The following is a 12,977-nucleotide window of genomic DNA, read 5'->3' on the forward strand; positions in this document are numbered from 1 at the left end:
CTCCCGTCAGTAGACGACGCCCGCGGTCAGCAGCACGTTCGCGTACGGGGTGAACTCCCCGGACCGCACCGCCGCCCGCGCCTCGCCGGTGGACCGCTTGAACTCGGTGTGCGGCACGAACCGGATCTCGACGCCGGTGAACCGGGCCTCGATCTCGGCGAGCATCTCCGGGCTGTGCCGCTTGATCTCCTCCGACATCAGCACGCCCTCCACGGCGACCTCGGCGAGGACGGCGTCCAGCAGGTCGAGGAAGCGCGGAAGGTTCTCCCGCACCGCCAGGTCGACCCGCTCCACCCCGGGCGGGATGGGCAGCCCGGCGTCGGTGACGACGAGCCGGTCGGTGTGCCCGAGTTCGGAGATGACCCGGGCCAGCTGGCCGTTGAGCGTGCCGTTGTTGCGCCTCATCGGGCGGCTCCTTCCAGGGTGCTGCCGGACATCAGTGCGTCCACCTCGTCCCGTCCGGGCAGGGACGGGCTCGCGCCGGGACGGGTCGTCGCCAGCGCCCCGGCGGCCATGCCCCGTCGGATGGCACGTTCCAGGTCGTCGCCGGCCGCGAGCGCCGCTCCTAGCGAGCCGGTGAACGCGTCCCCGGCCGCGGTGGTGTCCACGGCGGTGACCTCGTAGGCGGTGAAGTGCCGGGTGCCTTCGCGGGTGACGGAGACGGCGCCGCCCGCGCCCAGCGTGATCAGCGCATGGCCGACGCCTTGGTCGAGGAACCATCGCCCGGCCCGCTCGGCGGACGCCGGGTCGGTGACCTCGACGCCGGTCAGCTCCGTCGCCTCGCTCTCGTTCGGGGTGACCAGGTCGATGTGCGGCCAGACGTCGTCGGGGAGCGCCTGCGCGGGGGCGGGGTCGAGGACGACCGTCAGCCCGGCCGCTCTGCCCGCCTTCGCCGCGTGGCAGGTCGTCGCCGCGGGGACTTCGAGTTGCAGGAGCAGGACGCCGACCTTCCCGGCGGTCGCGCCGATGCTCGCGTCGACCATCTCCGGGCTGAGGTCGGCGTTCGCGAGGGGGGTGATGACGATGTCGTTCTCCCCGGACGCGTCCACGCGGATGTGCGCGACGCCGGTGCGGCCGTCCACGGTCCGGACCTCGTCCAGTTCGACGCCGTACGCCCGCAGGCCGTCGAGGACGATCTCGCGGAACGGGTCACGGCCGACGCACCCGGCGAGCCACGTCCGCGCCCCCGCGCGGGCGGACGCGACCGCCTGGTTCGCGCCCTTCCCACCGAGCACGAGGGTGAAGTCGTCGCCGAGCACGGTCTCACCGCGCCGCGGGAACCGTGTGCTGAACGCGGTCACGTCCGCGGTGATGCTGCCGACGACGAGAACACCGTGGGGTTCCATCGCGGTCCTCCTGTTCCGGCTGTTCGAGGCATGAGTGGGGAGAGGTCACGGCGGTTGCGCCGTGTCCTTGGGTGTTCGCGGTTGTGGATCAGATCCCGACTGGGTGCCAGACGGTCTTGGTTTCCAGGAAGGCGGTCATGCGGGTGGTTGTGGGTTGGGTGGTCCAGTCGGTTTCGGTGGGGTGGTGGAGGCGTTTGAGGTTGCCGGTGGCTTGGTCTTGCAGGTCTTGCAGGTCGTGGGTCTGGTCGTGGGGGATGCCGGTGAGGTCGAGGGCGTTGATGTCCATGTGGGAGGCCAGTGGGGGGGCGAGTTCGGTGCGGTGGCCGGTGAGGATGTTGACCACGCCGGCTGGGAGGTCGGAGGTGGCCAGGACTTCGGCGAGGGTGATGGCGGGGAGGGGGTTGGGTTGGGAGGCGATGAGGATGGTGGTGTTGCCGGTGACGATGACGGGGGCCAGGACCGAGACCAGGCCGAGGAGGGGTGAGTCGGGGGCGATGACGGCGACGACGCCGGTGGGTTCGGGGGTGGAGAAGTTGAAGTAGGGTCCGGCGACGGGGTTGGCGGCGCCGGTGATGGCGGTGAGTTTGTCGGCCCATCCGGCGTACCAGACCCACCGGTCGATGGCGGCGTCCACCTCGGCGTTCGCGGTTGTCTTGGTGGCGCCGGTGTGGCGGAGTTCGCCGGTGAACTGGTCGCGGCGGCCCTCCAGCATTTCGGCGATGCGGTAGAGGATTTGGGCGCGGTTGTAGGGGGTGCGGGCCGACCAGCCGGGGAAGGCTTTGCGGGCGGCGGTCGCGGCGTCGCGGGCGTCTTTTCGGGAGGCTTGGGCGGCGTTGGCCAGGAACCGGCCTTTGGTGTCGGTCACGGGGTAGGACCTGCCTGATTCGGACCGGGGGAACGCGCCGCCGATGTACAGCTTGTAGGTTTTGCGGACGGCCAGCCGCTCAGCCGGGTTCAGCCTTCGCTCAGTTCGTTCAGGCATTGAGGTATGCCTCCAGTCCGTGGCGTCCGCCTTCGCGGCCGAATCCCGATTCCTTGTAGCCGCCGAACGGGGAGGCGGGGTCGAACTTGTTGAAGGTGTTGGCCCACACCACCCCGGCCCGCAGCCGTTGCGCGGTCCACAGGATCTGCGAGCCCTTCTCGGTCCAGATCCCCGCCGACAACCCGTACGGGGTGTTGTTGGCCTTGGTGACGGCCTCCTCGGGGGTGCGGAACGTCAACACCGACAACACCGGCCCGAAGATCTCCTCCCGCGCGATCCGATGCGATTGCGCGACCCCGGTGAAGATCGTGGGCGCGAACCAGAACCCCTGGGCAGGGAGTTCACACGGCGGTGACCACCGCCCGGCGCCCTCGGCCTCCCCGGCGGCGGTGAGCTCTTTGATCTTGGTGAGTTGTTCGGCGGAGTTGATCGCGCCGATGTCGGTGTTCTTGTCCAGGGGGTCACCGACCCGCAGCGTCGCCATCCGCGCCTTCAGCCGGTCCAGGACTTCGCCTGCGACCGATTCCTGGACCAGCAGCCGGGACCCGGCGCAGCACACATGCCCCTGGTTGAAGAAGATCCCGTTGACGATCCCCTCGACCGCCTGGTCCAGGGCGGCGTCTTCGTAGACGATGTTGGCGGCCTTGCCCCCGAGTTCCAGGGTGAGTTTCTTGTTGGTGCCGGCCAGGGTGCGGGCGATGTGGCGGCCGACGTCGGTGGAGCCGGTGAAGGCGACCTTGTCGATCCCGTCATGGGCGACCAGCGCGCGGCCCGTCTCTCCGGCGCCGGTGATGATGTTGACCACCCCCGGCGGCAACTCCGCTTGGCGGCAGATGTCGGCGAACAGCAACGCCGTCAGCGGGGTGGTCTCGGCCGGTTTGAGCACCACGGTGTTGCCGCAGGCCAGGGCGGGGGCGATCTTCCAGGCCAGCATCAGCAGCGGGAAGTTCCACGGGATCACCTGCCCCGCCACCCCCACCGGCGCCGGATCGGCCCCGAACCCGGCGTGGGAGAGCTTGTCGGCCCACCCGGCGTAGTAGAAGAACCACGCCGCCACCAACGGCACGTCCACATCCCGCGACTCACGGATCGGTTTGCCGTTGTCGATCGACTCCAACACGGCCAGCTCCCGCGACCGCTCCTGGATGATCCGCGCGATCCGGTACAGATACTTGGCCCGCTCGGCGCCGCGCATCGGCCCCCACACCGACTCGAACGCGACCCGCGCCGCCTGCACGGCACGATCGACATCCGAGGCGTCGGCGCAGGCGATGTCGGCCAGCACGCTCTCATCGGCCGGGTTGATCGACTTGAACGGCCCACCGTGCCCATCGACGAAATCACCGTTGATGAACAGCCCGTAGGAGGGCCGGATGTCGACGACCGACCGGGACTCCGGCGCCGGCGCATACTCGAACACTGCCATGATCCCTCAGTCCAGGGTGAAGTAGTCGGGACCGGAATACACACCGGTGGCCAGCTTGCGGCGCTGCATCAGCAGATCGTTCAACACACTGGACGCCCCCAGACGGAACCAGGCGGGCGACAGCCAGTCCGGCCCGGCCGTCTCGTTCACCAAAACCAGATACTTGATCGCGTCCTTGGTGGTGCGGATCCCACCCGCCGGCTTCACCCCCACCTGCCGTCCCGTCGCCGCCCGGAAATCACGCACCGCCTCCAGCATCACCAACGTCACCGGAAGCGTCGCCGCCGGCGACACCTTCCCGGTCGAGGTCTTGATGAAATCGGCGCCCGCCCGCATCGCCAACCACGACGCACGCCGCACATGGTCCAGCGTGGCCAGCTCACCCGTCTCCAAAATCACCTTCAGATGCGCGGAACCACACGCCTCCTTCACCGCCACGATCTGCTCGAACACCGTCCCGTAATCACCGGCCAGGAACGCACCCCGATCGATCACCATGTCGATCTCGCTCGCACCCGCCGCCACCGCAGCCTTGGTGTCGGCGAGCTTGGCCTCCAACGGCGCCCGCCCCGACGGAAACGCCGTCGCCACACTGGCCACCCCGATCCCCGTGCCCGCGAGGGAGCGGACGGCGACCTCCACCATGTCGGGATACACACACACCGCCGCGACACGCGGTACCGAGGCATCGGAGGGGTCGGGGTGGGCGGCCTTGGCGCACAACGCCCGCACCTTCCCCGCCGTGTCCGCACCCTCCAGCGTGGTCAGATCCACCATCGAAATCGCCAGATCGATCGCCGCCGCCTTCGCCGACGTCTTGATCGACCGCGACGCCAACCGCGCCGCCCGCTCCTCGGCCCCCACCTGATCCACACCCGGCAGACCACGCAGGAACCCCTGCAACTCGGTCACGGTCATCGCGTCCTTCCTGCCTTCCTGGAGGTCCGGGGCGGAGCGGTCGAGGCGCGTTCGACGATCTTTATCTCCATGACGATGCGGCGGGGGAGGTCGCGGGTCTCGCTGTCGTCGAAGCGGTGCAGCAGCAGCCGCATCGCGAGCACGCCCTGCTCGGTCATCGGACGGTCGACGACGGTCAGCGGGGGCCGCAGCAGCGGCCCGGTGTCCAGGTCGTCGAAGCCGATGAGGCTGATCTGCCCGGGGACGTCCACCCGCATGTCGTGCAGCGCCTTCAGCGCGCCCAGCGTCGTGAGGTTGTTCGCGGTGAAGATCGCGGTCGGCGGTTCGGCGAGCGACAGCAGCGACAGGGTGAGCTGGTAGGCGCGCTCCTCGCGGAAGTCGCCGATGAGGTCGAACTCCGGCGGGATCTCGACGCCGGCGGCGGACACCGCCTCCAGGAAGCCGTCCCGCCGGTAGCGGCCGGGGGTGGACTCCTGGCCGCCGCTGATCATCGCGATGCGGGTGTGGCCGAGGGCGAGGAGATGCTCTGCGGCCTGCCGCCCGCCCGCCCGGTTGTCGACGAGCACGGCGTCGAAGCTCTCCCCGTCGGCGAGGTCCCGGTCGATGAACACGACCGGCAGGCCGCTGTCGCGCAGTTGCAGCGGGGTCTCCTCGTGCTCGGTGGCGGGGGCGAGGATGATGCCGTCCACCTGGCGGGCCATGTCGGCGAGCAGGTCGGCCTCGCGGTCGCCGCTCTCGTCGCTGTTGGCGAGCAGCAGCCGGTAGCCGCGGTCGCGGCTGACGGACTCCATGCCCTTCACGACGGCGGCGAAGTACGGGTTCGTGATGTCGGGGACGACGACGCCGATGGTGCGGGTGCGTCCCGACTTCAGCGACTGCGCCGCGATGTTCGGCGCGAAGCCCAGCTCATCCACGGCGGCCTGGATGGCCTCCGCCGACCTGACCCGCTGTCCCCGCAGGAACCGCGAGACGGTGGCGGGAGACACGCCGGCCCGCGCCGCCACGTCGTGGATGGTCGCCACATTGACTCCTGTCTGTCGCCCGCATCACTGAAACCGTTGTCAGAGAATGATTGCAGCAGGGGCCGCCGAGATGTCAAGAGTCGTGGCGGGAAATCTTTGACCTGCTGATACGTGGCGTTCGAGGCTCTGTGGCAGCAGGGATCGGCCGAATTGCCGAAACCGGTTTCAGTTCCGGCGGCCCACGAGGGTCCGTGCCGTCGTCCAGGCGCGGGCCTGCTCGCTGAGGGTTATCCCGAGGCCGGGACGGGCCGGGACGTGCATCCGCCCGTCCTCGATCGTCAACCGTTCGTTGAACAGCGGGTCGAGCCAGTCGAAGTGCTCGACCCACGGCTCGCTCGGGTACGCGGCGGCCAGATGCAGGTGGATCTCCATCGCGAAGTGCGGTGCGAGCTGCAGACGCCGGTGGTCCGCGAGCGCGGCGAGCCTGAGGAAGTTGGTGATGCCGCCGATGCGCGGCGCGTCCGGCTGGATGATGTCGGCCGCGCCCTTGTCGATGAGCTCGCAGTGCTCGGCGACGCTGGTGAGCATCTCGCCGGTGGCGACGGGCGTGTCGAGTGCGCGGGCCAGTGCGGCATGCCCTTCGGCGTCGTAGGCGTCCAGGGGCTCCTCGATCCAGGTGAGGCCGAACGCCTCCAGGGCGCGGCCCATCCGCTGCGCGGCCGGACGGTCCCACTGCTGGTTCGCGTCCACCATGAGCGGGAACCCGTCGCCGAGCCGCTCCCGGACGGCGGTGACGCGGCGCAGGTCCTCGGCGTGGTCGGGATGCCCGACCTTGATCTTGATACCGCCGATCCCGTCCGCCACGGCCGCGGCCGCGTTGTCGAGGACCTCCTCCAGCGGTGCGCTCAGGAACCCGCCCGAGGTGTTGTAGCAGCGGACGGAGTCGCGGTGCGCGCCGAGGAGCTTGGCGAGCGGCAGGCCGGCGCGCTTGGCCTTCAGGTCCCACAGCGCGATGTCGATGGCGGCGATCGCCTGCGTGGCGAGCCCGCTGCGACCCACGGAGGCGCCCGCCCACGCCAGTTTCGTCCAGATCCTGCCGATGTCGCTCGGGTCCTCGCCGACGATGACGGGCGCGATCTCGGCGGCGTGCGCGTACTGGCCGGGCCCGCCGGCGCGCTTGGAGTATCCGAAGCCGATGCCCTCGTGGCCGTCCTCGGTGCCGATCTCGGCGAACAGGAAGACCACCTCGGTCATCGGCCGCTGCCGTCCGGTCAGCACCTTCGCGTCGCTGACCGGGGTGGCGAGCGGCAGGGTGACCGAGGACAGCTCGATCCAGGCGATCCGGTCGAGGGTCGCCGCACCGGCGCCCGCCATCTCAGCGCACCCGCTTGACGAGTTCCGTGAGCTCGGCGGTCTCGCCCTCGGTCAGGTCCGTCAGCGGCGGGCGCACCGGACCGGCCGGCCGCCCGATGATCCGCATGCCCGCCTTGATGATGCTCACCGCGTAGCCCTTGCCGCGGTTGCGGATGTCGCAGTACGGGAGGACGAACTCCGCCAGCCGCCGCTGCACCCCCTCCCGGTCGCACGCGCGGACTGCGGCGTAGAACGCGAGCGCGAACTCCGGGACGAAGTTGAAGATCGCCGACGAGTAGGTCGTGACGCCCATCTCCAGGTAGGGGAGCGCGAACGTCTCGGCGGTCGGCAGCCCGCCGATGTAGACGAGGCGATCGCCGAGGCGGGACCGGACCCGCGTCATCAGCTCCAGGTCGCCGACCCCGTCCTTGAAACCGACGAGGTTGGGGCACGCGTCGGCCAACTCGGCGACCGTCGTGTCCTGGTAGACGGCGTTCGCCCGGCTGTAGATCGTCACGCCGAGGCGGGTGGCCTCGCACACCGCCCGGACGTGCGCGACCAGACCGTCCTGCGAAGCCTCGGTGAGGTAGGGAGGGAACAGCAGCACCCCGTCGGCGCCGGCGCGTTCGGCGTCCCTGGCCATCTCGACCGCCACCGCCGTCCCGTACCCGGCGGGCGCGATCACCGGGACGCCGTCCGGCGCCTCCCCGGCCGCCGCGCGCACCACCCGGCCGACCTCGTCCGGCGTCAGCGAGAAGAACTCGCCCGTCCCGCCCGCCGCGAACAGGCCCGCCACCTCGTATCCGCCGAGCCGCGCGATGTTCTCGCGGTAGCCGTCCTCGTCGAAGGAGAGATCGTCGCGGAAGTGGGTGACGGGGAACGAGAGGAGCCCGGACCCGAGCCGCCGGGCGATGTCGTCGGGCGCAGTCTGCTTCATGGTCCCGAGGCTAAGATGGCCGATTGATTTAGGTCCAACACGAAAAATGCATCCACTGATACCTGTGCGGAATCAATGTTCACTCTCACCCAGCTGACGAACTTCGTCGCCGTCGCCGAGGAACTGCACTTCGGCCGGGCCGCCGAGCGGCTCCGCATGACGCAGCCGCCGCTGAGCCGCCAGATCCAGTTGCTGGAGAACGAGCTCAAGGTCCGGCTGTTCGACCGGACGAACCGCTCGGTCCGCCTCACGCCCGCGGGCCGGGCGTTCCTCGACGAGGCCCGCCGGCTGCTCCAGCAGGCCGACCACGCCGCGATGTCCGTCCGGCAGGTGTCGGCGGGGGAGGCCGGGACCATCACGGTCGGCTTCACCGCCGCGAGCGCCTACGCGACGCTCGGCCGGCTCCTGGAGGTCGCGCGGACGGCGCTGCCCGACGTCGGCATCGTGCTGCGGGAGATGGTGACCCGGGACCAGGTGCGGGCCCTTGCCGAGGGCGGCCTCGACCTCGGGTTCGTCCGGCCGCCGGTCAGCGACCCCGACCTTGAGGAACGCCGCGCCGATCGCGAGCCGCTGCTCGCCGCCGTCCCCAACGGGCACCCCCTCGCCGAAGGGGAGGACCCGGTCCGGCTGGCCGACTTCGACGGGCAGCGGTTCATCATGTACTCGCCCGTCGAGGCCCGCTACTTCCACGAACTGCTGATCAGCCTGTTCCGGCAGGCCCGCGTCTCGCCCGTGTACGCGCAGTATCTCAGCCAGGTGCACAGCATCCTCGCGCTGGTCGACTCCGGCTGGGGCGTCGCGCTCGTGCCCGCGGCGGCCGCCCGGCTCCGCTACGCCGGCCTGACGTTCCGGCCCGTCGACCTCCCGGACCCCGCCCCGGTCGAGCTGAGCCTGACCTGGCACCGCGGCAACGACAACCCGGCGCTCGCCAAGCTGCTGCAGCATCTCTGACCGTCTTGACGGCCGCCGCGGCGGTCGATTACTTTGGCGTCCAAATATTGGCCGTCAAAGTATTGACGCGCGCCGTGAGCGCCGTGGAGGAACGATGAGCGACTTTCCCGCGTACGCGCCGTCGGAGGAGCATGAGCTGCTGCGGCGGACGGTGCGTGAGCTGGCCGATGCCAAGATCGCTCCTTTCGCGGCGGAGGTGGACGAGGAGTCCCGGTTCCCGCGGGAGGCCCTGGACGCTCTGGTCGCCAATGGTCTGCACGCGGTGCACGTGCCCGAATCGTACGGGGGTGCGGGGGCTGATGCGCTCGCGACGGTGATCGTGATCGAGGAGGTCGCGCGGGCGTGTGCGTCCTCGTCGTTGATTCCGGCGGTGAACAAGCTGGGCACGGTGCCGGTGCTGCTGGCGGGTTCGGAGGAGCTCAAGAAGAGGTTCCTGGCGCCGGTGGCGCGGGGGGAGGCGATGTTCTCCTATGCGTTGTCGGAGGCGGATGCGGGGTCGGATGCGGCGGGGATGAAGACCCGTGCGGTGCGTGATGGTGAGCATTGGGTGTTGAACGGCACCAAGATGTGGATCACCAATGCGGGGGTGTCGCAGTTCTACACGGTGATGGCGGTGACCGATCCGTCGGCGGGGGCGCGGGGGATTTCGGCGTTCGTGGTGGAGGCGGCCGATGCGGGGGTGTCGTTCGGTCCCAAGGAGCGCAAGCTGGGGATCAAGGGGTCGCCGACCCGGCAGGTGATCTTGGAGGATGTGCGGGTTCCGGCGGATCGGATCATCGGGGAGCCGGGGACGGGGTTCAAGACGGCGCTGGCGACGTTGGACCACACCCGGATCACGATCGCGGCGCAGGCGCTGGGGATCGCGCAGGGTGCGCTGGATTTCGCGGTGGGGTATGTGCAGGAGCGCCGTCAGTTCGGCCGGCCGGTCGCCGATTTCCAGGGTGTGCAGTTCATGCTGGCCGACATGGCGATGCGCCTGGAGGGCGCCCGGCAGTTGACCTACCACGCGGCGGTCAAGTCCGAGCGGGCGATGCGGGGGGAGCGGGTGGCGGATCTGACGTTGGTGTCCTCGGCGTGCAAGGCGCTGGCCTCGGATGTGGCGATGGATGTGACCACGGATGCGGTGCAGTTGCTGGGCGGGTATGGGTACACGCGCGAGTTCCCGGTGGAGCGGATGATGCGCGACGCCAAGATCACCCAGATCTACGAGGGCACCAACCAGATCCAGCGCATGGTCATCGCCCGCCAACTCCTCAAATAACCGGCAGCCGCACTTCGAAGAGCGCGCCGCCGCCGGGGGCCTCGCCGACGGTCAGGTCCCCGCCATGGGCCCGCACCAGATCCCTGGCGATGGCGAGGCCGAGCCCCGCGCCGCCCTCGTCGCGGCTGCGGGCGTCGTCCAGCCGCACGAACCGCTCGAAGATCCGCCCCCGGTCGGCGGCGGGCACGCCCGGCCCGTCGTCGGCGACCCCCAGCACTGCGGTGCCCGCCACCTCGCGCAAGGACAGCCGGACGGCCGTCCCGGCGTGCCGCCCGGCATTGTCGAGCAGGTTGCCGACGACCCGGGCGAGCCGTCCCGGCACGCCCATGACGTGCGGGTCTCCCTCGATCGACGGCCGGACGGGAATCCGGTCGCGGGCCGCGCGGCGCTCCAGCTCCTCCCGGACGAGGCTCCCGAGCGCGACGGGCCGGGCCGGCGGACGGTCACCGGCGTCGATGCGGGCGAGGAGCAGCAGGTCGGCGGCGAGATGCTGGAGCCGCACGACGTCCTCGACCAGCCCCGGCACGTCCATCAGCTCGGGATGTGCGGCGGCGACCTCCAGCTGGGTGCGCAGCGACGCGATCGGACTGCGCAGCTCGTGCGAGGCGTCCGCGACGAACCCGCGCTGCCGCGCCACCGAGTCCTCCAGCGCGGCGAGGGTCTCGTTCGTCGTCGCGGCGAGCCCGGCGATCTCGTCCCGCGCGTCCGGCACCGGCACCCGCCGGGCCAGGTCGCCGGACGAGGTGATCTCGGCCAGCTCCGCCCGGACCGCCTCCACCGGCCGCAGCGCCCGCCGCGTGACCAGCCACGTCACCCCCGCGACCACGGCGAGCAGCGGCGCCAGTCCGGCGAGCATCGCCCGGGTGGCGGTGCCGACCGCGTCCCGCGCGGCGGCAAGGTCGGTGCCCGCGTACACGGTCACGGTCTCGTCCCGCGGCGTCGTCACCTCGACCGCCGCGAACCGGAACCGGGCGGTGCGGCCGTCCACGGTCGCGCTGCCGGTGCTGAACGAGGGGTCGTCGCCCGAGACCTCGCCGCGCCCCGGGGCGTCGTCATCGTGGTCGTCATCGTCGCCGTGGACGCGCGGGGACCGGCCGGCCCGCACAGCGGGGGAGCCGGCGCCCTGGATCGCCTGGAGATCCTCACTGGCCGCACGGACACGGCCGTCCTCGCCCACGACCTGCACCGGGTGATCCTCCGGATCCGGCAGATCGAGCGCCGCGTACGCGGTGCCGGTCGCCAGCTGGGACGCCACCTCGCGCGCCGCCACCTCGGCCTTCAGATCGGCCTGGCCGCCGAGGTTCGCGCGCAGGAGCAGCACCACGGCGAGACCGGCGGCGATCAGCGCGACGGCCACCACCGCCGTCGCGGCCAGGGTGGTCCGGGCCCGGACGGACGTCGGGCGGCGGGCCACCTCAGGCGCCCCCGTCCCTGGCCAGCCGGTATCCGGCCCCGCGCAGCGTCGTGATCGACCGCCGCCCGAACGGGACGTCGAGCTTGCGGCGCAGCGCGCTCACGTACACCTCGACGATGTTGGGATCCCCGTCGTACGCGAAGTCCCAGACCGCCTCCATGATCTGCGCCTTCGACACGACGCGGCCCGCGTTCGCCGCCAGATGCTCCAGCACGGCGAACTCCTTGCCGGGTCAGCTCGTCGGCATGGCGGGTGTTCCAGGGCCGGCGCGGAGGTGGAGGTGGCGGTCCACCGTGGAGCGCCCGGGCACGATGGGCAGGTGTGCCCGCGTCCGGGCACGAGAGCGCCCGGACGCGGACCATCAACACCCACAGGTGGTGCCAAATCCCGCGTCAACTTCTCGGCCGTCAACGACCGAGCTCTTGGCTCGATCGTCTCCACCGATTTACGCTCTTCGCTCACGACTGGCCGCCGCGTCGAAGTCGCATCCACCACACGTGTGCGGCGCGGGACCGTTGACAGGGCCCCACGCTGGGGCGAGCCCAGCGACAGCCACCCGATCGACGTCTTCTGAACCGTATCCCCGGCAAGCCGGTTCGTGCCTTCCAGACTCACAGACAGCTCCCGGAAGGTTACTCGTTTTGTGTACCAGGGCGCAGGTAAAGGATGCGATTCCCCTGAGGCGATGAATCACGGCGCTTGCAAGAAGAGGGTTGAAGGCGGCTTCAGGTTGCTTCAGCGGGGCTACAGGAATTCGGGGCATCGTCCATCTGCACGGCCGGAACACCGGCCGCTGACACGACATCCGAAGGTGGGGTTCGATGAAGTTCGACGCACGGCGCCTGCTCGCGGGCCGCGGGCTGCTGGTCACGGTCGTGGCCGCGGGGGTCCTCGCGGGCGGGGGAGCCACGGCCGCGGTCGCCGCCGCCGACGACGACGAAGGCAGAGGCGCATCGCCGTCCGACGACCGGCCCGCGAAGACGGCGGTCTCGCTGACGCAGGCCGTGGACGCGGCGTTGAAGGCCGTTCCGGGCAAGGTCGAGGAGATCGACCTCAACGACGCGCACGGCAGGACGGTCTGGGAGGTCGACGTCCTCGCCGCCGACGGAACCTGGCGTGACGTGACCGTGGACGCCGGCAACGCGAAGGTCACGGGTAACCGCGCGGACCGCCCGGACGAGGACGGCGACCACCGGGGCGAGGCCGCGCTGCGGAATGCGAAGGTCACCGTGTCGGACGCGGCGGGTGCGGCGCTGAAGGCCGTCTCCGGTCGCGTCACGTCCGCGGAGTTCGAGCATGACGATGGCAAGGCGGTGTGGGAACTCGACGTGACCGCCCAGGACGGCACCGAACACGAGGTCACCGTAAACGCCGCGACAGGCAAGGTCATCGATAGCGAGACGGGCGACGAGGACTGACCCCTGTCC

12 protein-coding genes and 1 pseudogene are annotated in these 12,977 nt (G+C 70.6%); 3 read left to right on the plus strand and 10 right to left on the minus strand.

What is annotated here, in order from left to right:
- Positions 1-6: 6 nt before the first annotated feature.
- From rbsD to kdgD, 8 genes are all read right to left on the minus strand, one after another.
- Complete coding sequence (rbsD, locus tag ACQPZP_RS17280) at positions 7-405, minus strand: D-ribose pyranase (protein WP_433478623.1); 399 nt, start codon at positions 403-405, stop codon at positions 7-9.
- A complete protein-coding gene (locus ACQPZP_RS17285; RefSeq protein ID WP_433478624.1) occupies positions 402-1,346 on the minus strand; it encodes a ribokinase in 945 nt (314 codons plus the stop codon). Before ACQPZP_RS17285 ends, rbsD begins: the two co-directional genes overlap by 4 nt.
- An 88-nt stretch (positions 1,347-1,434) precedes the next feature.
- Positions 1,435-2,328 carry an aldehyde dehydrogenase family protein gene (locus ACQPZP_RS17290; RefSeq protein WP_433478625.1) on the minus strand — a complete coding sequence of 298 codons (894 nt, stop codon included), beginning with the start codon at positions 2,326-2,328 and terminating at the stop codon, positions 1,435-1,437.
- Positions 2,321-3,754 (minus strand): aldehyde dehydrogenase family protein, encoded by a 1,434-nt coding sequence (locus ACQPZP_RS17295; protein ID WP_433478626.1) that lies wholly within the window; start codon positions 3,752-3,754, stop codon positions 2,321-2,323. Before ACQPZP_RS17295 ends, ACQPZP_RS17290 begins: the two co-directional genes overlap by 8 nt.
- Before the next feature lie 6 nt (positions 3,755-3,760).
- The gene (gene deoC / locus ACQPZP_RS17300; protein ID WP_433478627.1) at positions 3,761-4,672 is read right to left on the minus strand and encodes a deoxyribose-phosphate aldolase; all 912 of its coding nucleotides are present in this window, start codon (positions 4,670-4,672) and stop codon (positions 3,761-3,763) included.
- Entirely contained in the window at positions 4,669-5,694 is a 1,026-nt protein-coding gene (locus tag ACQPZP_RS17305) for a LacI family DNA-binding transcriptional regulator (protein ID WP_433478628.1), read from the minus strand. Before ACQPZP_RS17305 ends, deoC begins: the two co-directional genes overlap by 4 nt.
- Before the next feature lie 165 nt (positions 5,695-5,859).
- Positions 5,860-7,008 carry an L-talarate/galactarate dehydratase gene (locus ACQPZP_RS17310; protein ID WP_433478629.1) on the minus strand — a complete coding sequence of 383 codons (1,149 nt, stop codon included), beginning with the start codon at positions 7,006-7,008 and terminating at the stop codon, positions 5,860-5,862.
- Position 7,009: 1 nt separating this feature from the next.
- A complete protein-coding gene (kdgD, locus tag ACQPZP_RS17315; protein ID WP_433478630.1) occupies positions 7,010-7,924 on the minus strand; it encodes a 5-dehydro-4-deoxyglucarate dehydratase in 915 nt (304 codons plus the stop codon).
- A 75-nt stretch (positions 7,925-7,999) separates the two neighbouring features.
- On the opposite strand from kdgD, the gene ACQPZP_RS17320 reads away from it, so the two are divergent.
- On the plus strand, positions 8,000-8,875 hold the full coding sequence (locus ACQPZP_RS17320; protein ID WP_433478631.1) for a LysR substrate-binding domain-containing protein: 876 nt from the start codon (positions 8,000-8,002) through the stop codon (positions 8,873-8,875).
- A 94-nt stretch (positions 8,876-8,969) separates the two neighbouring features.
- Positions 8,970-10,136 (plus strand): acyl-CoA dehydrogenase, encoded by a 1,167-nt coding sequence (locus tag ACQPZP_RS17325; protein ID WP_433478632.1) that lies wholly within the window; start codon positions 8,970-8,972, stop codon positions 10,134-10,136.
- Here ACQPZP_RS17325 and ACQPZP_RS17330 read toward each other — a convergent pair.
- Positions 10,129-11,550: a sensor histidine kinase gene (locus ACQPZP_RS17330; protein WP_433478633.1), complete on the minus strand. Its 1,422-nt coding sequence runs from the start codon at positions 11,548-11,550 to the stop codon at positions 10,129-10,131. The genes ACQPZP_RS17325 and ACQPZP_RS17330 overlap by 8 nt on opposite strands.
- Before the next feature lies 1 nt (position 11,551).
- Positions 11,552-11,767 (minus strand): annotated as a pseudogene (locus ACQPZP_RS17335) (winged helix-turn-helix domain-containing protein); the annotation flags it as partial.
- Positions 11,768-12,371: 604 nt separating this feature from the next.
- Between ACQPZP_RS17335 and ACQPZP_RS17340 the strand changes: the two are divergent.
- Positions 12,372-12,968 carry a PepSY domain-containing protein gene (locus ACQPZP_RS17340; RefSeq protein ID WP_433478634.1) on the plus strand — a complete coding sequence of 199 codons (597 nt, stop codon included), beginning with the start codon at positions 12,372-12,374 and terminating at the stop codon, positions 12,966-12,968.
- Positions 12,969-12,977 lie beyond the last annotated feature (9 nt).

This window comes from Spirillospora sp. CA-142024 (assembly GCF_050942325.1).
Classification (GTDB): Bacteria; Actinomycetota; Actinomycetes; order Streptosporangiales; family Streptosporangiaceae; genus Spirillospora.